The sequence below is a fragment of the Ensifer sp. D2-11 genome (assembly GCF_054161295.1).
In genome coordinates, this window is the sequence record NZ_CP096433.1 from 1799402 (window position 1) to 1823789 (window position 24388).

Annotated in this window: 32 protein-coding genes; 1 reads left to right on the plus strand and 31 read right to left on the minus strand. The window is 60.0% G+C overall.

Annotated features, from left to right (window positions below):
- Positions 1-28: 28 nt before the first annotated feature.
- The 30 genes from M1D34_RS08710 to rpsL all read right to left on the minus strand — a co-directional run bounded on the left by M1D34_RS08710 (position 29) and on the right by rpsL (position 18691).
- The gene (locus M1D34_RS08710) at positions 29-1039 is read right to left on the minus strand and encodes a DNA-directed RNA polymerase subunit alpha (protein ID WP_003536494.1); all 1011 of its coding nucleotides are present in this window, start codon (positions 1037-1039) and stop codon (positions 29-31) included.
- 103 nt (positions 1040-1142) lie between these two features.
- Complete coding sequence (gene rpsK, locus M1D34_RS08715) at positions 1143-1532, minus strand: 30S ribosomal protein S11 (RefSeq protein ID WP_003536496.1); 390 nt, start codon at positions 1530-1532, stop codon at positions 1143-1145.
- 230 nt (positions 1533-1762) lie between these two features.
- Positions 1763-2131 carry a 30S ribosomal protein S13 gene (gene rpsM, locus M1D34_RS08720; RefSeq protein WP_003536498.1) on the minus strand — a complete coding sequence of 123 codons (369 nt, stop codon included), beginning with the start codon at positions 2129-2131 and terminating at the stop codon, positions 1763-1765.
- Positions 2132-2361: 230 nt separating this feature from the next.
- Positions 2362-2940, minus strand: coding sequence for an adenylate kinase (locus M1D34_RS08725; protein ID WP_003536501.1), 579 nt, complete (start codon positions 2938-2940; stop codon positions 2362-2364).
- A complete protein-coding gene (gene secY / locus M1D34_RS08730) occupies positions 2937-4277 on the minus strand; it encodes a preprotein translocase subunit SecY (RefSeq protein ID WP_003536503.1) in 1341 nt (446 codons plus the stop codon). Before secY ends, M1D34_RS08725 begins: the two co-directional genes overlap by 4 nt.
- A 235-nt stretch (positions 4278-4512) precedes the next feature.
- A complete protein-coding gene (rplO, locus tag M1D34_RS08735) occupies positions 4513-4983 on the minus strand; it encodes a 50S ribosomal protein L15 (protein ID WP_003536505.1) in 471 nt (156 codons plus the stop codon).
- Positions 4984-4996: 13 nt separating this feature from the next.
- Entirely contained in the window at positions 4997-5200 is a 204-nt protein-coding gene (rpmD, locus tag M1D34_RS08740) for a 50S ribosomal protein L30 (RefSeq protein ID WP_003536508.1), read from the minus strand.
- A 12-nt stretch (positions 5201-5212) separates the two neighbouring features.
- A complete protein-coding gene (gene rpsE, locus M1D34_RS08745; RefSeq protein ID WP_003536510.1) occupies positions 5213-5782 on the minus strand; it encodes a 30S ribosomal protein S5 in 570 nt (189 codons plus the stop codon).
- Between the two features lie 133 nt (positions 5783-5915).
- A complete protein-coding gene (gene rplR / locus M1D34_RS08750) occupies positions 5916-6278 on the minus strand; it encodes a 50S ribosomal protein L18 (protein WP_003536512.1) in 363 nt (120 codons plus the stop codon).
- Between the two features lie 12 nt (positions 6279-6290).
- Positions 6291-6824, minus strand: a complete 534-nt coding sequence (gene rplF / locus M1D34_RS08755) for a 50S ribosomal protein L6 (RefSeq protein ID WP_003536514.1) — start codon at positions 6822-6824, stop codon at positions 6291-6293.
- 40 nt (positions 6825-6864) lie between these two features.
- Complete coding sequence (gene rpsH, locus M1D34_RS08760) at positions 6865-7263, minus strand: 30S ribosomal protein S8 (protein ID WP_003536517.1); 399 nt, start codon at positions 7261-7263, stop codon at positions 6865-6867.
- 12 nt (positions 7264-7275) lie between these two features.
- Positions 7276-7581, minus strand: coding sequence for a 30S ribosomal protein S14 (gene rpsN / locus M1D34_RS08765; protein ID WP_003536519.1), 306 nt, complete (start codon positions 7579-7581; stop codon positions 7276-7278).
- A 34-nt stretch (positions 7582-7615) separates the two neighbouring features.
- Positions 7616-8173, minus strand: coding sequence for a 50S ribosomal protein L5 (gene rplE / locus M1D34_RS08770; RefSeq protein WP_003536522.1), 558 nt, complete (start codon positions 8171-8173; stop codon positions 7616-7618).
- A complete protein-coding gene (gene rplX / locus M1D34_RS08775; protein ID WP_003536524.1) occupies positions 8166-8477 on the minus strand; it encodes a 50S ribosomal protein L24 in 312 nt (103 codons plus the stop codon). Before rplX ends, rplE begins: the two co-directional genes overlap by 8 nt.
- Before the next feature lie 14 nt (positions 8478-8491).
- Complete coding sequence (rplN, locus tag M1D34_RS08780; protein ID WP_003536525.1) at positions 8492-8860, minus strand: 50S ribosomal protein L14; 369 nt, start codon at positions 8858-8860, stop codon at positions 8492-8494.
- A gap of 178 nt (positions 8861-9038) precedes the next feature.
- A complete protein-coding gene (gene rpsQ, locus M1D34_RS08785; RefSeq protein WP_003536527.1) occupies positions 9039-9275 on the minus strand; it encodes a 30S ribosomal protein S17 in 237 nt (78 codons plus the stop codon).
- 13 nt (positions 9276-9288) lie between these two features.
- Positions 9289-9489, minus strand: coding sequence for a 50S ribosomal protein L29 (gene rpmC, locus M1D34_RS08790; RefSeq protein WP_003536529.1), 201 nt, complete (start codon positions 9487-9489; stop codon positions 9289-9291).
- A 12-nt stretch (positions 9490-9501) separates the two neighbouring features.
- Positions 9502-9915: a 50S ribosomal protein L16 gene (gene rplP / locus M1D34_RS08795; protein WP_003536531.1), complete on the minus strand. Its 414-nt coding sequence runs from the start codon at positions 9913-9915 to the stop codon at positions 9502-9504.
- Positions 9916-9953: 38 nt separating this feature from the next.
- Positions 9954-10667 (minus strand): 30S ribosomal protein S3, encoded by a 714-nt coding sequence (gene rpsC, locus M1D34_RS08800; protein ID WP_003536533.1) that lies wholly within the window; start codon positions 10665-10667, stop codon positions 9954-9956.
- Positions 10667-11056, minus strand: a complete 390-nt coding sequence (gene rplV / locus M1D34_RS08805; protein WP_003536535.1) for a 50S ribosomal protein L22 — start codon at positions 11054-11056, stop codon at positions 10667-10669. The genes rpsC and rplV overlap by 1 nt, the downstream gene beginning before the upstream one ends.
- Positions 11057-11058: 2 nt before the next feature.
- Positions 11059-11337 (minus strand): 30S ribosomal protein S19, encoded by a 279-nt coding sequence (rpsS, locus tag M1D34_RS08810; protein ID WP_002964358.1) that lies wholly within the window; start codon positions 11335-11337, stop codon positions 11059-11061.
- 15 nt (positions 11338-11352) lie between these two features.
- Entirely contained in the window at positions 11353-12189 is an 837-nt protein-coding gene (gene rplB / locus M1D34_RS08815; protein WP_003536619.1) for a 50S ribosomal protein L2, read from the minus strand.
- A 43-nt stretch (positions 12190-12232) separates the two neighbouring features.
- On the minus strand, positions 12233-12526 hold the full coding sequence (locus M1D34_RS08820) for a 50S ribosomal protein L23 (RefSeq protein WP_003536621.1): 294 nt from the start codon (positions 12524-12526) through the stop codon (positions 12233-12235).
- Positions 12523-13143: a 50S ribosomal protein L4 gene (gene rplD, locus M1D34_RS08825; protein ID WP_003536623.1), complete on the minus strand. Its 621-nt coding sequence runs from the start codon at positions 13141-13143 to the stop codon at positions 12523-12525. The genes M1D34_RS08820 and rplD overlap by 4 nt, the downstream gene beginning before the upstream one ends.
- Before the next feature lie 12 nt (positions 13144-13155).
- On the minus strand, positions 13156-13842 hold the full coding sequence (rplC, locus tag M1D34_RS08830; protein ID WP_010969195.1) for a 50S ribosomal protein L3: 687 nt from the start codon (positions 13840-13842) through the stop codon (positions 13156-13158).
- Between the two features lie 122 nt (positions 13843-13964).
- On the minus strand, positions 13965-14273 hold the full coding sequence (gene rpsJ / locus M1D34_RS08835; RefSeq protein ID WP_003507767.1) for a 30S ribosomal protein S10: 309 nt from the start codon (positions 14271-14273) through the stop codon (positions 13965-13967).
- 142 nt (positions 14274-14415) lie between these two features.
- On the minus strand, positions 14416-15591 hold the full coding sequence (tuf, locus tag M1D34_RS08840; RefSeq protein WP_010969189.1) for an elongation factor Tu: 1176 nt from the start codon (positions 15589-15591) through the stop codon (positions 14416-14418).
- Positions 15592-15662: 71 nt separating this feature from the next.
- Complete coding sequence (gene fusA, locus M1D34_RS08845; protein ID WP_498781668.1) at positions 15663-17762, minus strand: elongation factor G; 2100 nt, start codon at positions 17760-17762, stop codon at positions 15663-15665.
- Between the two features lie 29 nt (positions 17763-17791).
- On the minus strand, positions 17792-18262 hold the full coding sequence (gene rpsG, locus M1D34_RS08850; RefSeq protein WP_003536198.1) for a 30S ribosomal protein S7: 471 nt from the start codon (positions 18260-18262) through the stop codon (positions 17792-17794).
- 57 nt (positions 18263-18319) lie between these two features.
- Positions 18320-18691, minus strand: coding sequence for a 30S ribosomal protein S12 (gene rpsL, locus M1D34_RS08855; RefSeq protein ID WP_003507760.1), 372 nt, complete (start codon positions 18689-18691; stop codon positions 18320-18322).
- Positions 18692-19376: 685 nt separating this feature from the next.
- Between rpsL and M1D34_RS08860 the strand changes: the two genes are divergently transcribed.
- Complete coding sequence (locus M1D34_RS08860) at positions 19377-19673, plus strand: hypothetical protein (protein ID WP_010969192.1); 297 nt, start codon at positions 19377-19379, stop codon at positions 19671-19673.
- 347 nt (positions 19674-20020) lie between these two features.
- On the opposite strand, the gene rpoC is transcribed toward M1D34_RS08860, so the two are convergent.
- Positions 20021-24226: a DNA-directed RNA polymerase subunit beta' gene (rpoC, locus tag M1D34_RS08865; RefSeq protein ID WP_003536196.1), complete on the minus strand. Its 4206-nt coding sequence runs from the start codon at positions 24224-24226 to the stop codon at positions 20021-20023.
- Between the last annotated feature and the right edge of the window lie 162 nt (positions 24227-24388).

Genomic DNA, 24388 nt, shown 5'->3' on the forward strand with positions numbered 1-24388 from the left:
TGCAGGCATCCGCCCGCAGTCTAATAGGTTAGTACTGGTCTTCGTAACGCTTGGCGAGGTCTTCGATGTTCTCCGGCGGCCAGGACGGCACTTCCATGCCGAGGTGCAGGCCCATGGAAGCGAGAACTTCCTTGATCTCGTTGAGCGACTTGCGACCAAAATTCGGCGTACGGAGCATTTCTGCTTCGGTCTTCTGAATGAGGTCGCCGATATAGACGATGTTGTCGTTCTTCAGGCAGTTGGCCGAACGGACGGAAAGCTCCAGTTCGTCGACCTTCTTGAGAAGCGCGGGGTTGAAGGCGAGTTCGGTGACCGCCTCTTCCTCGGTTTCCTTCTGCGGCTCGTCGAAGTTGACGAAGACCGACAGCTGGTCCTGAAGGATGCGGGCCGCGAAAGCGATCGCATCTTCACCGGTGACGGAGCCATCGGTTTCGATGGACATCGTCAGCTTGTCGTAGTCGAGAACCTGGCCTTCACGGGTGTTTTCCACCTTGTAGGAGACCTTCTTGACCGGAGAGTACAGGCTGTCGACCGGAATGAGGCCGATCGGCGCATCTTCCGAGCGGTTGCGGTCAGCCGGTACGTAGCCCTTGCCGTTGTTGACGGTGAACTCCATGCGGATTTCCGCGCCCTCGTCGAGGGTGCAGATCACGTGGTTCGGGTTGAGGATCTCGATGTCGCCAACCGTCTGAATGTCACCGGCGGTCACGACGCCTGGACCCTGCTTGCGCACGACCATGCGCTTTGCGTCGTCGCCATCCATCTTGATGGCGATTTCCTTGATGTTGAGCACGATGTCGGTCACGTCTTCCCGGACGCCCGGGATAGAAGAGAACTCATGCAATACGCCGTCGATCTGAACCGCGGTTACGGCAGCACCGCGCAGCGACGACAATAGGACGCGGCGAAGCGCGTTGCCGAGCGTCAGGCCAAAGCCGCGCTCAAGCGGCTCCGCGACCAACGTTGCCTTGGTGCGGCCGGAGGAGGCGAACTCCACCTTGTTCGGCTTGATCAATTCCTGCCAATTTTTCTGGATCATGTTTTCTGCCTTCCGTTCGTTGCCACCATCCAATCGTGACAACCGAGCCCCGAAGACCGGGAGGACACCGGAAAGTCCTCACCGGAATGTTGAATACAGATGATCAGACGCGGCGCTTCTTGCGCGGACGGCAGCCATTGTGCGGGATCGGGGTCACGTCACGGATCGACGTGATCATGAAACCTGCAGCCTGGAGCGCGCGAAGAGCGGATTCACGGCCGGAACCCGGACCGCAAACTTCCACTTCCAGCGACTTCATGCCGTGTTCCTGGGCCTTCTTGGCGCAATCTTCAGCGGCGATCTGCGCGGCGAACGGGGTCGACTTGCGCGAACCCTTGAAACCCTTCGCACCGGCGGACGACCAGGCAATAGCATTGCCCTGCGCGTCGGTAATGGTGATCATCGTGTTGTTGAACGACGAATTGACGTGTGCAACGCCCGACGTAATGTTCTTGCGCTCGCGACGGCGAACGCGGGTGGCTTCCTTGGCCATAGGATCCCTTTCTTAGATCTCTGCACCGCCGTAATTCCAGCGGCTCCACCGGGAAAAGGATTTGTCGTCCCCTGCCCTGCATCTTACGAATCGCAACAGCCGGCGCACCGGCCTCGCGAGCATTCCGAGGAACCGGTAACGGTCCTCGCGTTGGTCGGACACTTGCCCTTCCCAAACTGCAAAAGGAGGCCGGCGCGTGCGCCAGCCTCCCGTTTTCCCTTTTCGGGAAATTACTTCTTCTTGCCGGCGATCGCCTTTGCCGGACCCTTGCGGGTGCGGGCATTGGTGTGCGTGCGCTGACCGCGCACCGGCAGGCCGCGACGATGGCGAAGACCGCGATAGCAGCCGAGATCCATCAGACGCTTGATGTTCATCGAGGTCTCGCGACGCAGGTCACCTTCGACCTGATAGTCGCGGTCGATCGTTTCACGGATCTGAAGGACCTCAGCGTCCGTCAACTGGTGAACGCGACGTTCGGCCGGAATACCGACCTTCTCGATGATTTCCTGTGCGAATTTCGTGCCGATCCCGTGAATATACGTCAGCGCGATGACGACGCGCTTTGCGGTCGGGATGTTGACGCCAGCGATACGTGCCACGTCTATTCTCCTTGCGTTCCAGTTGCCTACCGGCAATAGGTGCTTCGTTACGCGACCTTAAGAGCCGCACTTTGATTGAGGTTCGAGACACGTCAAAAACGACCGTACCCGGACTTCATTTCGTTGAAGACCGCGCCGATCGCTTCTCTTGTCGCGAGTTGACGCAGTCTTTGGAGGAATCGGCCGGAAAAGTCAACTCCCCGGCGCTCCCATTTTGGCAAAGGCAGCGCCTATGCCAGAATCTTCTCGATCTCGGCGGTAACCGTATGCACATCCGCCATGCCGTCCACGGTCTTCAACCGACCGGTTCGGGCGTAGTGTTCCGAAAGCGGAGCGGTCTTTTCCCGATATTCCTGCAGACGACGCCGGAATGCTTCCGGATTGTCGTCGGAGCGTACGGTGCCGCCGGCCGCGACGGTTTCGGTTACGCGATTCTCCATGCGCCGCACAAGGGCTGCCTCATCGACCTTCAGCTCGATGACCGCATCGAGTTTCAGGCCTTTTTCCTCAAGCATCCGGTCGAGCGCTACGGCCTGCGGGACCGTGCGCGGATAGCCGTCGAGAATGAAGCCCCTTGCGCAATCCGCAGAATCGATGCGGTCGGAGACGATCTCGTTGACGATTTCGTCGGAGACGAGCTGGCCGGCATCCATCACGGCTTTCGCGCGCTTGCCGACCTCGGTCGCCTGAGCTACCGCCGTCCGAAGCATATCCCCCGTGGAAAGCTGCGGAATGCCGTATCTCTCCGTCAGAAGCTTGGCCTGAGTACCCTTGCCAGCGCCCGGCGGTCCCAAAAAAATTAGCCTCATCGTCCCCTCTTTCCTCCGCGCAGCTTCGACTTCTTGATCAGTCCCTCATATTGCTGGGCAATGAGGTGACCCTGGATCTGTGCTACCGTATCGAGGGTCACGCTGACAACAATCAAAAGCGACGTACCACCAAGGTAGAACGGCACGCCTGTCTGCGAGATGAGTATCTCGGGCAGGATGCAGACGAAGACCAGGTAGATCGCGCCGATGACGGTGATGCGCGTCAATACGTAATCGATGTATTCGGCCGTGCGTTCACCGGGGCGGATGCCTGGAACGAACCCGCCATGCTTCTTCAGATTGTCGGCCGTATCCTTCGGATTGAAGACGATGGCCGTATAGAAGAAGGCGAAAAAGGCGATCATCGCACCGTAAAGGATCATATAGAGCGGCTGACCGTGAGCGAGCGCACCGACGATCGCGGTTGCCCAGCCGGGCATGGTCGCGGTGTTGGCAAAGCCGGCAAGCGTGGCCGGCAGCAGGAGAAGCGACGACGCGAAGATCGCCGGGATCACACCCGAGGTGTTGAGCTTCAGCGGCAGGTGCGACGTGTCGCCCTGGAACATGCGGTTGCCGACCTGGCGCTTCGGATACTGTATCAGCAGGCGGCGCTGCGCGCGCTCGACGAAGACGATCAACGCGATCACGCCGACGACCATGACGATGATCGCAAGGATGAGAGGCGTCGACAGAGCACCGGTACGGCCGAGCTCAAGGGTCCCGGCAAGCGCCGAGGGCAGAGCGGCGACGATGCCGGCGAAGATGATCAGCGAAATACCGTTGCCGATGCCGCGGGACGTGATCTGCTCACCGAGCCACATCAGGAACATCGTGCCGCCGAGCAGCGAAATAACGGTGGAAATCCGGAAGAACCAGCCCGGATCGTTGACGAGGCCGCTGCCGCTTTCCAGACCGACAGCGATACCGTAGGCCTGCATCGCACCCAGCAGCACCGTGCCGTAGCGGGTGTACTGGTTGATGACCTTGCGGCCCTGCTCGCCTTCTTTCTTCAGCTGCTCGAGCGCCGGAACGACCGACGTCATGAGCTGCACGATGATCGATGCGGAAATGTAAGGCATGATGCCGAGGGCGAAGATCGCCATGCGCTCGACCGCGCCGCCCGAGAACATGTTGAAGAGGCCGAGGATGCCCCCCGACTGTCCCTGGAATGCCTGCGCGAATGCGTCCGGGTTAAGGCCCGGCAACGGAATGTAGGTGCCAAGTCGATAGACCAGAAGCGCACCGAGAGTGAACCAGAGGCGTTTCTTCAGATCTTCCGCCTTGGCGAAAGTCGAAAAATTCAGGTTCGAGGCGAGCTGTTCCGCTGCAGAAGCCATGCAATTCTCCGCGTACCAAGTCTCGGAAACACGGGAAAACCCGGTCGTTCCGGATGGAATCAGTTTTCGTCGTTGAAAACCAGGCGCGAGGCGATTGTCGCTGCAATCGGATGCCTCACCGTGGTTTCCGTTATGTCCCGTCGCGGCAGGCGATTCGCTGCGCTTGGACGTGAGGCTCACATATGGGAGCAAAACCGCCCGGCGTGAAGCACCCCGGGCGGTTCATCAGTCATATTTATTCAGCGGCTGCGGAGAGCAGCTTGATGGAACCGCCAGCCTTCTCGATCTTCTCGATCGCGGGCTTGGAGGCGCCGGCAACTTCGAGCGAAACCTTCGCCTTCAGTTCGCCGTCGGCGAGAACGCGCACACCATCCTTGACGCGGCGGATAACGCCGGCCGCCTTGAGAGCAGCGGCATCGACGGTCTTGGATGCGTCCAGCTTCTTGGCATCGACTGCGGCCTGAATCCGGCCGAGCGACACGACAACGAACTCCGAAGCGAAGATGTTGTTGAAGCCGCGCTTCGGCAGGCGACGGTAGATGGGCATCTGACCGCCTTCGAAGCCGTTGATCGCGACGCCCGAACGCGCCTTCTGACCCTTTACACCGCGACCGGCCGTCTTGCCGGAACCGGAGCCGATACCGCGGCCCAGGCGCTTGCGGTTCTTGGTCGCGCCTTCGTTGTCCTTGATTTCATTCAGTTTCATATCTCGATCCCCCTCACTTCTCGTCGACGACGCGAACGAGGTGCTGGACGGCCCGGATCATGCCGCGAACGGCCGGAGTGTCTTCCAGCGTGCGTACCCGGTGCATCTTGTTGAGGCCCAGGCCGACGAGCGTCTGACGCTGCACGGCCGGACGGCGAATGGGGCTACCGATCTGCTCGACGGTAACCGTCTTCTTGGCAACTTCCTTCTTAGCCATCTGTCAGCTCCCTTATTCTTCGGAAGCAACGCCGGCGGAAACGCGACGGGACTGGAGCGTGGCGTACTTCATGCCGCGCTGTGCCGCGATATCCTTCGGGTGCATCTGGTTCTTGAGCGCGTCGAAGGTTGCGCGAACCATGTTGTAGGGGTTCGACGAACCGGTCGACTTGGCTACGACGTCGTGAACGCCGAGCGTCTCGAAGACGGCGCGCATCGGGCCACCGGCGATGATACCGGTACCGGGCTTGGCCGAGCGCAGCAGCACCTTGCCGGCGCCATGACGACCGTGCACGTCGTGGTGCAGAGTGCGGCCACCGCGCAGCGGTACGAAGATCAGGTCACGCTTGGCGGCTTCCGTTGCCTTGCGGATGGCTTCCGGCACTTCGCGTGCCTTGCCATGGCCGAAGCCGACGCGGCCCTTCTGGTCGCCCACAACGACGAGAGCGGCGAAACCGAAACGACGACCGCCCTTCACCACCTTGGCGACGCGGTTGATAGCGACGAGCTTATCGACAAACTCGCTGTCGCGCTCTTCGCGGTTCTGGCGATCTTCGCGAGAACCTCTTCTTTCTTGTGCCATTGTCCTCTTCCTTTTTCTTTTCCGGGTGCAATCGGCAGATTGACGAAAGCCGCCTCGCTTCCTTGGAAATCGAAGCGGCCGGGGATTTGCGAAGCCGGGTTACGCCCGGGCATTGCTGCCCGGGCGACGAACCTTAGAAGTTCAGGCCGCCTTCGCGAGCTGCCTCGGCCAGCGCCTTGATGCGGCCGTGGTAGATGAAGGCGCCACGGTCAAAGACAACGTCCTTGATGCCCGCCTTGGAAGCACGTTCTGCCAGGAGCTTGCCGACAGCCGTAGCGGCTTCGGTATCCGCTCCGGTCTTCAGCGAAGACCGCAGATCCGTGTCGAGGGTCGATGCCGAGGCAATCGTCTTGCCGGCAACATCGTCAATGATCTGCGCATAGATGTTCTTCGACGAGCGATGAACCGACAGGCGCGGGCGGCCATTGGCAACCGCCTTGATTTGACGGCGCACGCGGCTGGCGCGACGCACAAGAGTATCTTTCCTGCTAGCCATTTCGCGTGATCCTTACTTCTTCTTGCCTTCTTTGCGGACGATCCGCTCTTCGGCATACTTGACGCCCTTGCCCTTGTAGGGCTCGGGGCCGCGGTATTCGCGGATTTCCGCGGCAACCTGGCCGACCTGCTGCTTGTTGATTCCGGATACGACGATTTCCGTCGGCTTCGGCACAGCGATCGTGATGCCTTCCGGCGTCTGGTAGACGACGTCGTGGCTGAAACCGAGCGCGAGCTGCAGGTTCTTGCCCTGCATGGATGCGCGGTAACCGACGCCGTTGATTTCGAGCTTGCGCTCGTAACCGTCCTTCACGCCCTTGAGGATGTTCTCGATCATCGTGCGGGACATGCCCCACTTTGCGCGAGCATCCTTGCTCTCGTTGAGCGGCTGAACGACAACCGTGTTGTTTTCGAGCTTCACCGAAACTTCGTCATTTGCGACGAAGAACAGTTCGCCCTTCGGGCCCTTTGCCGTTACCTTCTGGCCATCCACGTTAGCCGTGACGCCTGCCGGAACTTGAACGGGCTTCTTACCGATACGAGACATTTTTATACCTGTCTGTTCGCTATGGAGATTCTGCTCGATCTTAGAAGATCGAGCAAAGAACCTCACCACCAACATTCTGTTCGCGTGCCTGGTGATCGGCCATCACGCCCTTCGGAGTCGAAAGGATGGTGATGCCGAGGCCGTTCGCGACCTGCGGAATGGACTTGACCGAGACATAGACCCGGCGGCCCGGCTTGGAGACGCGCGCGATCTCACGGATCACGGAGGCGCCTTCGTAGTACTTCAATTCGATGTTCAGCTCGGCCTTGCCGTTGCCGAATTCGACTTCTGAGTATCCGCGGATGTAGCCTTCAGCCTGAAGGACATCCAGCACGCGTGCGCGAAGCTTGGAAGCCGGCGTCGAAACGCTCGACTTGCGGCGAGCAGCGCCGTTGCGGATACGGGTGAGCATATCGCCCAAAGGATCAGTCATTGCCATGTACCCGTCTCCTTACCAGCTCGACTTGACCACGCCCGGCACCTTGCCGAGATTGCCCAGTTCGCGAAGTGCAATACGCGACATGCGCAGCTTGCGATAATAGGCACGCGGACGACCGGTGACTTCGCAACGATTGCGGATGCGGGTCTTGGACCCATCGCGGGGCAGTTCAGCCAGCTTGAGGGTGGCCTTGAACCGCTCTTCGATCGGCAAAGACTGGTTCATGATGATTGCCTTCAGGACCGCGCGCTTGGCGGCGTGATTGGCAACCAGTTTGCGGCGGCGCTTGTTCTTTTCAACTGCGCTCGTTTTCGCCATAACAGTTATCCTTCTTTACGCTTGCCGTTACGGATTACTGACGGAACGGGAAGTTGAACTCTTTGAGAAGAGCGCGTGCTTCGTCGTCGTTAGTTGCCGTCGTGCAAACGATGATGTCCATGCCCCACATCTGATCAACCTTGTCGTAGTTGATCTCAGGGAACACAATGTGCTCCTTGATGCCCATGGCAAAGTTGCCACGACCATCGAAGGACTTCGGATTGAGGCCGCGGAAGTCTCGAACACGCGGAAGAGCGATGTTGATGAGACGATCCAGGAACTCATACATCCGAACGCCGCGCAGGGTAACCTTGGCACCAATCGGCATGCCTTCGCGAAGCTTGAAGCCCGCGATGGAGTTGCGAGCGCGGGTGATGACCGGCTTCTGGCCGGCAATCGCAGCGAGGTCGGCAGCAGCAACCGTCGGCTTCTTGGAATCGCCGGTCGCTTCGCCAACACCCATGTTGATGACGATCTTGTCGAGGCGCGGGATCTGCATTTCGTTGGCGTAGGAGAACTGCTCCTGCATCGCCTTGCGGATGCGCTCTACATATTCCTTCTTGAGCCGCGACTCATAAGCGGACTTAGCCATCGATCACATCTCCCGAACGCTTGGCCACGCGGACCTTCTTGTCACCATCGATCTTGAAACCGACACGGGTCGGCTTGCCGTCCTTCGGATCGGCGATCGCGATGTTCGAAAGGTGGATCGAGGCTTCCTTTGTGATAATGCCGGCTTCCTGGTTCTGAGTCTGGCGCTGGTGACGCTTCACCACGTTGACGCCGCGCACGAGAGCCCGGTCTTCCTTCGGCATGACCTGAATGACTTCGCCGGTACGGCCCTTGTCCTTACCGGTCAGAACGACGACCTTGTCGCCTTTGCGAATCTTTTGCATCTCTGATCGCTCCCTTAGAGTACTTCCGGAGCCAGCGAGATGATCTTCATGTGGTTCTTGGCGCGGAGTTCGCGCGGAACCGGTCCGAAGATACGGGTGCCGATCGGCTCTTTCTTGTTGTCGATGAGAACGGCTGCGTTGGTGTCGAAACGGATGACGCTGCCATCCGCACGGCGGATGTCTTTCGCGGTGCGAACGACAACAGCCTTCATGACATCACCCTTCTTCACGCGGCCGCGCGGAATGGCTTCCTTGATCGAAACGACGATGATGTCGCCGATCGACGCGTATTTGCGCTTGGAGCCGCCCAGCACCTTGATGCACATGACACGACGTGCGCCGGAATTATCCGCCACGTCGAGGTTTGTTTGCATCTGAATCATGTCAGGTCGCCTTCTTGTTGTTACCAGGCCGGTTGGGTCGAAACCCCCTCGCCCGGCTTATTGTGCTCATCTCAAAGCAAAAGAACGCTCGAACTCGAGCGTTCCTCGGCTTTAATTGCGTGCTTCATACAGATATTTGCCCGAGACGCAAGGGTCCGGCGGACAAAACCTGCAGAAATCAAGACTGGGCGGAAACGACCGTCCAGCGCTTGTCCTTGGAAATCGGCGCGCATTCCTCGATGGAAACGAGGTCGCCGACCTTGAACTGATTGTTCTCGTCGTGAGCCTTGTACTTCTTGGAACGACGAACGGTCTTCTGAAGGATCGGGTGCGCAAAGCGGCGCTCGACCCGGACGACGACGGTCTTGTCGTTCTTGTCGCTGACGACGGTGCCCTGCAGAATGCGTTTCGGCATATTGTTCTGGTCCTTAGGCCTTGGCTTCTGCCGCCTTCTGGCGGGCAATGGTTTTGATGCGTGCGATGTCCTTGCGGACCTCGTTGATACGCGAAGACTTCTCGAGCTGGCCAGTCGCCTTCTGGAAGCGCAGGTTGAACTGCTCCTTCTTCAGCTTGGCAAGCTCTTCCTTGAGTTGGTCGGCGCTCAGAGCGCGAACATCTGCGGCTTTCATGAGCTTCACTCCTTACTCTGCGATACGCTGCACGAAGCGCGTCTTGACAGAGAGCTTGGCAGCGCCGAGGCGAAGTGCCTCGCGGGCGAGCTCCTCGTTGACACCGTCGATCTCGAACATCATGCGGCCGGGCTTGACCTTGCATGCCCAGTATTCGACCGAACCCTTGCCCTTACCCATGCGGACTTCGGTCGGCTTTGCCGTGACCGGAACGTCGGGGAATACCCGGATCCAGACGCGGCCGGCGCGCTTCATATGACGGGTGATCGCACGGCGGGCCGCTTCGATCTCGCGAGCATTGACGCGGTTGGGCTCCTGGGCCTTCAGACCGAATTCGCCGAAGGCGAGGTCAGAGCCGCCCTTCGCGACGCCCTTGATGCGCCCCTTGAACTGCTTGCGATACTTCGTACGCTTTGGCTGCAACATTTTTTTACTTCTCCGATATTGGCTGCCACGCGCGAATGTTACGCGTTCTCGCGGCGACGCTCTCTGCCGCTACCGCCCTGGTTGTCACTCTCGGTCGCGCGGCGCTCGGAAGCCATCGGATCGTGCTCAAGGATTTCGCCCTTGAAGATCCAGACCTTGACACCGCAGATTCCGAAAGCGGTTTCGGCTTCGGCCGTACCGTAGTCGATGTCGGCGCGCAGCGTATGCAGCGGAACGCGGCCTTCACGATACCATTCGGTACGGGCGATTTCCGCACCGCCGAGACGGCCGGCGCAAGTGATCTTGATGCCTTCGGCGCCGAGGCGCATCGCCGATTGAACGGCACGCTTCATCGCACGACGAAACGCTACGCGGCGCTCGAGCTGCTGAGCGATCGACTGCGCAACGAGCGTTGCGTCGACTTCCGGCTTGCGCACTTCGACGATGTTGAGGTGCGTTTCCGAATTGGTCATCTCGGAAAGCTTCTTGCGAAGCTTTTCGATGTCGGCGCCCTTCTTGCCGATGATCAGGCCCGGGCGAGCCGAGTGGATCGTCACGCGGCACTTCTTGTGCGGACGCTCGATCACGACCTTGGCGATACCGGCCGACTTCAGCTCTTCCATCAGATAGGCGCGGATCTTCAGGTCTTCGTGAAGAAGCTGGCCGTATTCCGCGTTATCCGCGAACCAACGGCTATCCCAGGTCCGGTTGATGCCGAGACGGAAACCGATCGGATTAATCTTCTGGCCCATTATGCGGCCTCCCCTTTGGCTTCCACTTCACGAACAACGATCGTCAAGTGCGCGAACGGCTTTTCGACGCGCGATGCACGGCCGCGACCACGGGCGTGGAAGCGCTTCATCACGATCGACTTGCCAACAAAAGCTTCTGCGACGATGAGCGAATCAACGTCGAGATCATGGTTGTTCTCTGCGTTGGCGATCGCAGATTCAAGCGTCTTCTTGACCGTGCCTGCGATGCGCTTGCGCGAGAACTCGAGTTCGGCCAGAGCCCGGTCGACCTTCTTGCCGCGGATCAGCGCGGCAACGAGGTTGAGCTTCTGGGGGCTGACGCGGATCGTGCGCGCAACTGCCTGCGCCTCATTATCCTTCAGCCGGCGTTCGGCTTTTGCCTTGCCCATCGTTACTTCCTCTTCGCTTTCTTGTCCGCGCCATGACCATAATAGGTCCGGGTCGGAGCGAATTCACCGAACTTGTGACCGACCATTTCTTCGGACACCGAGACGGGAACATGCTTGTTGCCGTTGTAGACGCCGAAGGTCAGACCGACGAACTGCGGAAGGATCGTGGAGCGACGGCTCCACATCTTGATCACTTCGTTGCGGCCGCCTTCGCGGACCTTCTCAGCCTTCTTGAGAAGATAACCGTCAACAAACGGACCTTTCCATACTGAACGAGCCACTTGAGACTTCCTCTCTTACTTCTTGCGCTGGTGACGCGAGCGCATAATGAACTTGTCGGTCGACTTGTTGGAGCGCGTGCGCTTGCCCTTTGTGGGCTTGCCCCATGGCGTGACCGGATGGCGACCACCGGAGGTGCGGCCTTCACCGCCGCCGTGCGGATGGTCAACCGGGTTCATGACGACGCCGCGTACGTGCGGACGCTTTCCGCGCCAACGCGAACGGCCGGCCTTACCATCATTGATGTTGCCGTGATCGGGGTTCGATACAGCACCGATCGATGCGAGGCAAGAGCCGTGCACCAGACGCTGCTCGCCCGAGTTCAGGCGCAGGATCGCCATGCCCTGGTCACGGCCGACGAGCTGAGCGTAAGTTCCGGCGGAGCGGGCGATCTGACCGCCCTTGCCCGGCTTCATCTCCACATTGTGGATGATGGAGCCGACCGGAATGAACTGCAGCGGCATCGCATTGCCGGGCTTGACGTCGACGGCCTTTTCCGAGGCAATCACCTTGTCGCCGACAGCCAGGCGCTGCGGCGCCAGGATATAGGCCTGCTCACCGTCCGCGTAGTTGACGAGCGCGATGAACGCCGTGCGGTTCGGGTCATATTCCAGACGCTCGACCGTGCCTTCGACGTCGAACTTGCGACGCTTGAAGTCGACCAGACGGTAGGTCCGCTTGTGACCACCGCCCTGGAAACGAACGGTGATGCGACCCAGGTTGTTGCGACCGCCCTTGGAGGACAGGCCCTCGGTCAGCGTCTTGACCGGCTTGCCCTTGTAGAGGCCAGCCCGGCTGACGATGACCAGTTGACGCTGGCTCGGCGTCGTCGGATTGAAACTTTTCAATGCCATTTTCTTGTTCCCTTTTGGGTTTTTACCCTAATGGGCCTATCCGTTAGAGACCGGTGGAAACGTCGATGGACTGACCGTCGGCGAGCGTTACGATCGCCTTCTTCACGTCCTTCTGCTTTCCGGCGAAGCCGCGGAAGCGCTTCAGCTTGCCCTTGCGGACGAGCGTGTTCACGGCCGTAACCTTCACGCCGAACAGCGCTTCGACGGCAGCCTTGATCTCAGGCTTCGAAGCACCCTTGGCGACATTGAAGACGACCTGGTTCTGTTCGGAGACCAGCGTCGACTTTTCGGTGATCGAGGGAGACACGATCACGTCGTAGTGGCGAAGATCCGTCATTTGAACCGCTCCTCCAGAGCTTCCACAGCAGCCTTGGAAAGCACGAGCTTGCCACGGCGCAGAATGTCGTAAACGTTGATGCCCTGAACCGGCAGAACGTCCACATTCGGGATGTTCTGGGCGGCGAGCTTGAAGTTGCCTTCGATCTCGGCTCCGCCGATGATCAGGGCGTTGGTGAGGCCGAGCGAGGCGAATGCACCGGCGAGCGCCTTCGTCTTTGCTTCGTTGGCTACGAGATCGTCGATGACGATGATGTCCTCGGCCTTCAGCTTGGCCGACAGCGCATGGCGCAGGCCCAGCGCGCGGATCTTCTTCGGAAGATCGTGCGCATGGCTGCGGACCACCGGACCGTGAGCCTTGCCGCCGCCGCGGAACTGCGGAGCACGAGCCGAATGGTGGCGGGCGCGGCCCGTACCCTTCTGCTTGTACATCTTGGCGCCGGTGCGGGAGACTTCCGCACGGCCCTTGGACTTGTGCGTACCCTGCTGGCGCTTTGCGAGCTGCCAGCGAACGACGCGGGCAATGATGTCTTCACGAGGCTCGAGACCGAAAATGGCGTCGGAAAGGGAAACCTTTCCCGCGTCCTTGCCCTCGAGGGTTTTGACGGTGAGATCCATTATTCGGCTCCCTTACTTCGATTCTGCGGCGCGCACTGCGGCAGGGCGCGGTGCGCCTTCCGGAGTACCCGACTTGATGGCGTCACGGACGACGATCCAGGAACCCTTGGAGCCGGGAACTGCACCCTTGACCAGGATCAGACCGCGGTCTTCATCGGTCGATACGACTTCGAGGTTCTGCGTGGTGACGCGCGTCTGGCCCATGTGACCAGCCATGCGCTTGCCCTTCCAGACGCGGCCCGGGTCCTGGTTGGAACCTGTCGAACCATGCGAACGGTGCGATACGGACACGCCGTGCGTTGCACGCAGGCCGCCGAAGTTGTGGCGCTTGATCGCGCCGGCAAAACCCTTACCGATGGTGGTGCCGGTAACGTCCACGAGCTGCCCGGCGACGAAATGGCCCGCCGTAAGCTCGGCGCCAATGTCGATCAGGTTGTCGGCGCTCACGCGGAACTCGACCAGCTTTGCCTTCGGCTCAACGCTGGCAGCGGCAAAATGGCCGCGCATGGCCTTCGGCGTATTCTTGACCTTCGAACGGCCGGCACCCAGCTGAACTGCGGTATAACCGTTCTTCTCTTCGGTGCGGTGGGAAACTACCTGGCAGTTCTCCAGCCGCAATACTGTTACCGGGATATGCTCGCCGGCGTCGTTGTAGACGCGGGTCATTCCCACCTTCTGTGCAATCACACCTGAACGCATCGGTTCACGCCTCTTGTTTAGGGTTCCCGTCCGGTGCTTCACACACCTTCCGGTTTCCTGTTCCTGGAAGCCGTTGGAGAAACTCCACGTACCTTCCTTGTTATTTCGGCTTGCGCCGGGTCTTACAGCTTGATCTCGACGTCTACGCCGGCGGCCAGATCGAGCTTCATCAGCGCGTCCACCGTCTGCGGGGTCGGATCAACGATATCGAGAAGGCGCTTGTGCGTGCGCATCTCGAACTGTTCGCGGCTCTTCTTGTCGACGTGGGGCGACCGGTTGACCGTGAATTTCTCAATCCGGGTCGGAAGCGGCACGGGCCCGCGCACACTCGCACCGGTGCGCTTGGCCGTCGACACGATTTCGCGCGTGGAGGCATCGAGGATCCGGTGATCAAACGCCTTGAGGCGGATGCGGATATTCTGGCCGTTCATTCGACTTGTCCTTGCTCGTGTTTTCCGGTGTGCTCACGAAGCACACACTTGAAGTATTCGTTTCGCTTAGCCGCTTCTTTTCAAAAATCGCAGGGACATGGCGGACCATGTCCCTGCCGAAACGGCTCAAGCCGTTTTCTTGTTACTCGACGATGGAGGCGACGATGCCTGCGCCGACGGTGCGGCCGCCTTCGCGGATAGCGAAGCGCAGCTTTTCTTCCATCGCGATCGGCACGATCAGCTCGACGTCAACCGTGACGTTGTCGCCCGGCATGACCATTTCCGTGCCTTCCGGAAGCGTCACGATGCCGGTCACGTCCGTCGTGCGGAAGTAGAACTGCGGACGGTAGTTGGTGAAGAACGGCGTGTGACGGCCACCCTCTTCCTTCGTCAGGATGTAGGCTTCAGCCTTGAACTTGCGGTGCGGCTTGACCGAACCCGGCTTGCACAGAATCTGACCGCGCTCGACGCCGTTGCGGTCGACACCGCGAAGCAGCGCGCCGATGTTGTCGCCGGCCTGGCCCTGGTCGAGCAGCTTGCGGAACATTTCAACGCCCGTGCAGGTCGTCTTCGTCGTCGGACGGATGCCGACGATCTCGATTTCCTCACCGACCTTGACGATGCCGCGCTCGACGCGACCGGTCACGACCGTACCGCGGCCCGAGATCGAGAACACGTCTTCGATCGGCATCAGGAACGGCTGGTCGATCGGACGCTCAGGCGTCGGGATGTAGGCGTCGACCGCAGCCATCAGCTCGCGGATCGCGTCTTCGCCGATCTTCTTGTCCGAATCTTCAAGCGCGGCCAGAGCCGAACCCTTGACGATCGGAATGTCGTCGCCCGGGAATTCGTAGGACGACAGCAGTTCGCGCACTTCCAGCTCGACGAGCTCGAGCAGTTCCGCGTCGTCGACCTGGTCGACCTTGTTCAGGAACACGACGATCGCCGGAACGCCGACCTGGCGGGCCAGCAGGATGTGTTCGCGCGTCTGCGGCATCGGGCCGTCAGCGGCCGAAACAACCAGGATCGCGCCGTCCATCTGCGCCGCACCGGTGATCATGTTCTTGACGTAGTCGGCGTGGCCGGGGCAGTCGACATGCGCATAGTGACGGTTCGGCGTCTCGTATTCGACGTGCGCCGTCGAAATGGTGATGCCGCGGGCCTTTTCTTCCGGCGCAGCGTCAATCTGGTCATACGCCTTGAACTCGCCGAAATACTTCGTGATCGCTGCCGTCAGCGACGTCTTGCCATGGTCAACGTGGCCAATCGTGCCAATGTTGACGTGCGGCTTATTGCGCTCAAATTTGCTCTTTGCCATTTCCGGCTCTCCGTTTCCTGTCCCCTAGAGGGGAAATCTTTTCATTCTGTTTCAGCGCGAGGCTATTCCGGTCACTTCTGACCGGAATACTTCGCCTGGATTTCCTGCGCGACGTTCGACGGAACCGGCGCGTAGTGATCGAACAGCATCGTGTACTGAGCGCGGCCCTGCGACATCGAGCGCAGGTTGTCCACGTACTTGAACATGTTCGCGAGCGGCACGTGGGCATTGATCACAACGGCGACGCCGCGCGCTTCCTGACCCTGGATCTGGCCACGGCGAGAGTTCAGGTCACCGATAACGTCACCGACGTAATCTTCCGGCGTCACGACCTCGACCTTCATGATCGGCTCGAGGAGCTGAGCTCCAGCCTTCTTCGCGGCTTCACGGAAGCATGCACGGGAAGCGATTTCGAAGGCCAGGACCGACGAGTCGACGTCGTGGAATGCACCGTCGATCAGCGTCGCCTTGACGCCGAGCATCGGGAAGCCCGCGAGCGGACCCGAGGACAGGACGCTTTCGATACCCTTCTGAACGCCGGGGATATATTCCTTCGGAACAGCACCACCGACAATCTTCGATTCGAATGCGAAGTCTTCGCCTTCCGGGTTCGGTTCGAAGACGATCTTGACGCGCGCGAACTGGCCGGTACCACCGGACTGCTTCTTGTGCGTGTAATCTTCCTCGTGCTTGCGCGTAATGGTCTCGCGGTAGGCAACCTGCGGAGCACCGACCGAAGCTTCGACCTTGAACTCGCGACGCATGCGGTCGACGATGATGTCCAGGTGAAGTTCGCCCATGCCGGCGATGATCGTCTGGCCGGACTCCTCGTCGGTCTTGACGCGGAAGGACGGATCCTCGGCAGCCAGGCGGTTGAGCGCGAGGCCCATCTTTTCCTGGTCGCCCTTGGTCTTCGGCTCGATCGCGATCTGGATGACCGGCTCCGGGAATTCCATGCGCTCGAGGATAACCGGCTTCAGCGGATCGCAAAGCGTATCGCCAGTGGTGGTTTCCTTGAGGCCGGCCAGAGCAACGATGTCGCCAGCGAAGGCTTCTTCGATGTCTTCACGCGAGTTGGAGTGCATCTGCAGCATGCGGCCGACGCGCTCGCGCTTTTCCTTGACCGTGTTCATCACCGACGTGCCCTTTTCGAGCTTGCCGGAATAGATGCGTGCGAAGGTCAGCGAACCGACGAAGGGGTCGTTCATGATCTTGAACGCGAGCATCGAAAGCGGCTCGTTGTCGTCGGCCTTACGGGTGATCTCGCCTTCGGTCTTGACGTCGATGCCCTTGATCGCCGGAATGTCGATCGGCGACGGCAGGTAATCGACGACGGCGTCGAGCAGAGGCTGAACGCCCTTGTTCTTGAAGGCGGTGCCGCAGAACATGGGGTGGAACTTGACGTCGATCGTACCGCGGCGGACCAGTTCCCGGATCTTGTCGTTATCCGGGTAGCTACCTTCCAGGTAGGCTTCCATTGCCGCTTCGTCGATCTCGACAACCGTCTCGATCAGCTTCTCGCGGTATTCTTCCGCCTTTTCCTTCATGTCGGCCGGGATTTCGACGACATCCCACTGGGCGCCGAGCGATTCGTCGCGCCATACGAGAGCATTCATCTCGATCAGGTCGATAACACCCTTGAAGTCGCTTTCAGCGCCGATCGGCAGCTGCATGACGACGGCCGTCGCGCCGAGGCGCGTCTTGATCATCTCGACCGAGCGGTAGAAGTCCGCACCGGTCTTGTCCATCTTGTTGCAGAAGATCATGCGCGGAACATGATACTTCTCGGCCTGGCGCCAGACGGTTTCCGTCTGCGGCTCGACACCGGCATTGGCGTCGAGAAGCGCGATCGCACCGTCGAGAACGCGCAGCGAACGCTCGACTTCGATGGTGAAGTCGACGTGGCCGGGAGTGTCGATGATGTTGAAGCGGCGCGTCTTGCCGTCGCGGCCCTTCCAGAAGGTCGTCGTCGCAGCAGACGTGATCGTGATGCCGCGCTCCTGCTCCTGCTCCATCCAGTCCATGGTCGCGGCGCCGTCATGGACTTCGCCGATCTTGTGGGACTTGCCGGTGTAGTAGAGGATACGCTCGGTCGTCGTCGTCTTGCCGGCGTCGATGTGCGCCATGATACCGAAGTTTCGGTAGTCTTCGATTTTATATTCGCGAGCCATGAGAGACTGCCTTTCGGAACCTGTTCTGATTACCAGCGGTAGTGCGAGAACGCACGGTTGGCATCAGCCATCTTGTGGGTGTCTTCGCGCTTCTTCACTGCGCTGCCGCGGTTGTTCGCTGCGTCCATGAGTTCGCCACACAGGCGATCGACCATGGTCGTTTCATTGCGCTTACGGGCAGCTGCGATCAGCCAGCGGATAGCGAGAGCCTGACGGCGCTCCGGACGAACGTCGACCGGAACCTGGTAGGTAGCACCACCGACGCGGCGCGAACGCACTTCGACATGCGGAGCGATGTTGTCGAGCGCGGAGTGGAACACGGCGACCGGCTCCTGCTTCAGCTTCGACTGGACCGCATCGAACGCACCGTAGACGATGCTTTCCGCAACGGACTTCTTGCCGTGCAGCATGATTGCGTTCATGAACTTCGTGACGACCAGATCACCGAACTTCGGATCCGGGTTGATCTCACGCTTTTCTGCTCTGTGACGTCGGGACATACTTCTCGTCTCTCAACTTTAAATCTTGTGACCAGCGAAATGGCGCCGGTTGCGATGTTATTTCGGACGCTTCGCGCCGTACTTGGAGCGGCGCTGCTTACGGTTCTTCACACCCTGCGTATCGAGAACGCCGCGGATGATGTGGTAACGAACACCCGGAAGGTCCTTCACGCGGCCGCCGCGGATCATGACCACGGAGTGCTCCTGAAGGTTGTGGCCTTCACCCGGAATGTAGCCGATCACTTCGAAGCCGTTCGTCAGGCGGATCTTGGCGACCTTACGCAGAGCCGAGTTCGGCTTCTTCGGGGTCGTCGTGTAGACGCGGGTGCAAACGCCGCGCTTCTGCGGGTTCTCCTGCAGTGCAGGAACCTTGTTGCGCTTTACCTGTGCCTGACGTGGCTTGCGGATCAGCTGGTTTACGGTAGGCATCTAACCATCCCTTACAAAAACTTGTCTCGTTACCCTTTCGGGCGGATCGCTTGCCGTCGCCGGCAACAACGAACGCCTATGAAATGCGCAAAACGAGGGCCGATCCGCTTTTCCGCAGATGGCCCCACAAAAAGCAGAGGACGCACTATCTCGCGCGTCTTGCGTGCAGCATTATGTCGTCAGCGTACGTTTTGAACCTTGTTTGAGGCGAACTCCAGAACGCGTCGTTCCGAACCAGCCAGCCTCACATGGGCTCTGATGCGGCGGGGTGTACTGATTTCGGGGCGATCCGTCAAGGGCAATTAGGAAATAATCTGGGCGTTGCAGCCCTGATATGCCCGAGAAACAAGGCTTTGCGCGCTCGCTATGCCCACGGGCTGGCGCGACGTCGGTTCGTGCCGCCGCATATTCCTTCGCACTTAAGGAATCAGCAACCTCTTTCTGTCGTTTTCCACGACCGCGAGTCGCGCCGCGCCGATGACCGAAAATGTTCAAGCGATCTGGCTGATTCTGGAACGGGTTTCGATCTGGCGCAATATGCAGTAGAGCAGGATGAAGGCAAAGTGTATCCGGTTTCCCCGCATCCCGCGTCTCAACGCTTGAGAATCGATCGCGACGGTTTCGGCCTCTTTCGACCTAAAATGAACGCGATCGCCCGTTACTATTCTTCAAAGAGGATGTTTCCATGTCTGTCACACCGGATAACGACAACGCACCCGACGAACCGCTGATCTTCATCGTTATCGGCAAAGCCTACGAGACCGACGGCGATGCCGAGGGCGTCGACATCCATGTGATGCTGCGGGCGCCGGATGACGATACGGCTGTGCGCGAAGCGCTGAATGCACTGGCCGAGGAGGGCTTCCTTGAAGCCGATCTCGACCAGATCGGCACCTTGGACGGCATACCGGACGAGGAGCCGCACGCTTCCGCCTATCAGGGCGCACTCGAGGGCGAAGTCGCCATCATTCGCTTCGGTTGAGCGATCCGGCGGCATCTGGTGCCGCCTTGGATCACGATGTTTTTAGGTCGGGTCGACCTAAAAACATGAACGTGATCGATTCCAAGAAGTTGAGACCCGGGATGCGGGCGGAAAACCGCACACACTTTTCCTCATCCCGCTCTACTGCATCTTTCCTTTAATCGTATCCGATCTAAGGACAAAAACATGCAGCAGATAAAAGTGTTACAGCGACCTTTGCGCGTCTGATAAGACGCGCGGCGCTGTAGCGCATCGACGCCAAACACATCGACCTGAAAAAGCCGCCCGGATCGCTCCAGGCGGCTTTACTGTTTCACCAGGGAGGGCAGATACCCTCCCCTTTCCGCTTATTCCGCCGCGGCGGGATCGTTCGCCATGTCGGCGAGCATCGGCGTGGCGCTTTCCGCACCGGTGCCCTTGCGTCGCTCTTCAAGGATCAACTCGTCGCGGGCCGTAGCGATGCGGCGGATCTGTGTCATCGTGCCGCCCGTACCGGCCGGGATGAGACGACCGACAATGACGTTCTCCTTCAGGCCCTGCAGATTGTCCGTCTTGCCTGCGACCGCAGCTTCGGTGAGGACCTTGGTGGTCTCCTGGAACGAAGCGGCCGAGATGAAGGACGGGGTCTGCAGCGATGCCTTGGTGATGCCGAGCAGCACCGGCTCGCCAAAGGCGGGCTTCTTGCCTTCGGCAAGCAGAGAGTCGTTGACGTCCTCGAGCTCGATGCGATCGACGTTGTCGCCGACGATATAGGTCGAGTCACCGGCGTCGGTGATTTCGACCTTCTGGAGCATCTGCCGGACGATCACCTCGATGTGCTTGTCGTTGATGACAACGCCCTGCAGTCGGTAGACTTCCTGGATCTCGTTCACGAGATAGGAAGCAAGTGCTTCCACGCCCTTGATCGCCAGGATGTCATGCGGCGCCGGATTGCCGTCGAGGATGTAGTCGCCCTTCTCGATGTAGTCGCCATCCTGAAGATGGAAGGGCTTGCCCTTCGGGATCAGGTATTCGACCGGCTCGACACCGTCTTCCGCCGGCTCGATCATCACGCGACGCTTGTTCTTGTAATCGCGGCCGAAACGGATCGTGCCATCGATCTCAGCGATGATGGCGTGATCCTTCGGACGACGCGCCTCGAACAGTTCGGCAACGCGCGGCAGACCACCGGTGATGTCCTTGGTCTTGGCGCTTTCGAGCGGCGAACGGGCAAGAACGTCGCCCTGGCTGACCTTCTGTCCCGGCTCGACGGAAAGGATCGCGTCGACCGAGAGCATGAAGCGGGCTTCGCCGCCGCGGGCAAGCTTGGCGATGTTGCCGTTCTTGTCCTTGATGACGATCGCCGGCTTCAGGTCGGTACCGCGTGGCGTCGAACGCCAGTCGATGACCTGGCGCTTGGTGATGCCGGTCGACTCGTCGGTCGATTCCAGAACCGAGATGCCGTCGACCACGTCTTCGAAGTGAACGGTACCTTCCACTTCCGTCATCATCGGACGGGTGTAGGGGTCCCACTCGGCGAAACGCTGGCCGCGCTTCACCTTGTCGCCATCGTCGACGAAGATCTTCGAACCGTAGGCAACGCGCTGCGAGGAGCGCTCGACACCGCGTTCGTCGAGGATCTGGATCGCCATGTTGCGGCCCATGGCGACGAGTACGCCATCGGAATTGCGCAGCATGTTGCGGTTCTTGATCTGAACCGTGCCCTCATAAGAGGCTTCCAGGAACGACTGGTCGACCACCGTTGCCGTACCACCAAGGTGGAACGTACGCATGGTCAGCTGCGTGCCCGGCTCGCCGATCGACTGAGCCGCGATGACGCCGACGGCTTCGCCCATGTTGACAGGCGTACCGCGAGCGAGGTCACGGCCGTAGCAAACGCCGCAGACGCCGGTCTGGATCTCGCAGGTCAGAGCCGAGCGAATCCGGACGGACTGGATACCGGCCTTCTCGATCGCGACGACGTCCGGCTCGAGAATCATCTTGCCGGCATCGACGATACGCTCTCCGGTGACCGGGTTGTCGATGTTGTCGAGCGCCGTACGGCCGAGGATACGCTGGCCGATCGAGGCCACGACCTGACCGGCATCGACGATCGCAGTCATGGTGAGGCCCTTGTCAGTGCCGCAATCCGTATGCGTGACGATGCAGTCCTGCGCCACATCGACGAGACGACGGGTCAGGTAACCGGAGTTCGCAGTCTTCAAGGCGGTGTCGGCGAGACCCTTACGGGCACCGTGCGTCGAGTTGAAGTACTCGTTCACGGTTAGGCCTTCCTTGAAGTTCGAGATGATCGGCGTTTCGATGATCTCGCCCGAAGGCTTTGCCATGAGGCCGCGCATGCCGCCAAGCTGACGCATCTGGTTCGGCGAACCGCGGGCGCCCGAGTGCGACATCATGTAGATCGAGTTCATCGGCTTCTGGCGGCCGCTGTCGTCGAACTCGACGGCCTTGATGCGCGCCATCATCTCTTCGGCGACCTTCTCGGTCGCCTTGCCCCAGGCGTCGACGACCTTGTTGTACTTTTCGCCCTGGGTGATGAGGCCGTCATTGTACTGCTGCTCGTATTCCTTCACGAGCGCTTCGGTGTCGCCGACGATCTTCACCTTCGTGTCCGGAATCACCATGTCGTCCTTGCCGAACGAAATGCCGGCGCGGCAGGCATGCGAGAAGCCGAGCTGCATGATCCGGTCGCAGAAGATGACCGTGTCCTTCTGACCGCAATGGCGATAGACCGTGTCGATCATCTTGGAGATGTTCTTCTTGGTCATTTCCTGGTTGCAGGTTTCGAAGGGGACGTTCGGGTTCTTCGGCAGGAGTTCGCCGATGATCATGCGGCCAGGCGTCGTTTCATAGATCTTCGAAACCGGGTTGCCCTCGGCATCGACGGTCTTGTAACGGCCACGGATCTTGGCGTGCAGGGTGACGGCCTTGGTCTCCAGCGCATGGTGCAATTCGCCCATGTCGGAGAAGGCCATGCCTTCGCCCGGCTCGTTCTGGTTCATGATCGAGAGATAGTACAGGCCGAGAACCATGTCCTGCGACGGCACGATGATCGGGGCACCGTTTGCCGGATGCAGGATGTTGTTCGTCGACATCATCAGCACGCGTGCTTCGAGCTGCGCTTCGAGCGACAGCGGCACGTGAACGGCCATCTGGTCGCCGTCGAAGTCGGCGTTGAAGGCCGTGCAGACGAGCGGGTGCAGCTGGATCGCCTTGCCTTCGACCAGGATCGGCTCGAAGGCCTGGATTCCCAGGCGGTGCAGGGTCGGCGCGCGGTTCAGAAGAACCGGGTGCTCGCGGATGACCTCGTCGAGGATATCCCAGACTTCCGGCTTTTCCTTCTCGACCAGCTTCTTCGCCTGCTTGACGGTCGAGGAGTAACCCTTGGCGTCGAGGCGGGCGTAGATGAACGGCTTGAAGAGCTCGAGCGCCATCTTCTTCGGCAGGCCGCACTGGTGCAGCTTGAGTTCCGGACCGGTCACGATGACCGAACGGCCGGAATAGTCGACGCGCTTGCCGAGCAGGTTCTGACGGAAGCGGCCCTGCTTGCCCTTGAGCATGTCGGAGAGCGACTTCAGCGGACGCTTGTTCGCACCCGTGATGACGCGGCCGCGGCGGCCGTTGTCGAACAGCGCGTCCACGGATTCCTGCAGCATCCGCTTTTCGTTGCGGATGATGATGCCGGGCGCACGCAGTTCGATCAGCCGCTTCAGGCGGTTGTTGCGGTTGATGACGCGGCGATAGAGATCGTTGAGGTCCGACGTTGCGAAACGGCCGCCGTCAAGCGGCACGAGCGGACGCAGGTCCGGCGGGATCACCGGAACGACCTTCATGATCATCCATTCCGGACGATTGCCGGATTCCATGAAGTTCTCGACGATCTTCAGCCGCTTCATCAGCTTCTTCTGCTTCAGATCGGACGTCGTCTCGGCCATCTCCGAACGCAGATCGCCCGCGATCTTCTCGAGATTCATCGATGCGAGCATCTCGTAGATCGCTTCGGCGCCGATCATCGCGGTGAACTGGTCCTCACCGAACTCGTCGACCGCGATCATGTATTCTTCTTCGCTCAGGAGCTGGTTTTCCTTGAGCGACGTCAGACCCGGCTCGGTGACGATGTAGTTCTCGAAGTAGAGGACGCGCTCGATATCCTTGAGCGTCATGTCGAGCAGCGTTGCGATGCGGCTCGGCAGCGACTTCAGGAACCAGATGTGAGCAACGGGCGCGGCGAGCTCGATATGGCCCATGCGCTCGCGGCGAACGCGCGAAAGCGTGACTTCGACGCCGCACTTTTCGCAGATGATGCCCTTGTACTTCATGCGCTTGTACTTGCCGCACAGGCACTCGTAGTCCTTGATCGGACCAAAGATGCGGGCGCAGAAAAGACCGTCGCGTTCCGGCTTGAAGGTACGGTAGTTAATCGTCTCCGGCTTCTTGATCTCACCGTAAGACCAGGAAAGAATCTTCTCCGGGGACGCTATCGAAATCCGGATGGAATCGAAGGTCTGCGCAGGCACCTGCGGATTGAAAAGATTCATGACCTCTTGGTTCATGCCTGTCTCCTTTGCGGGCATTTAAGCCCTGAGCTTGGCGAGAGTGCCGGCAAATCCCGGGCGCCGGCCCCTGCCCCATAAACAGCTAAAACCGCATCGGGTGCGGCCCTGTTCCTGCCGCGGACAATCAGGTGCCCGACGGCGGAAACGGTGCGCGCCGCT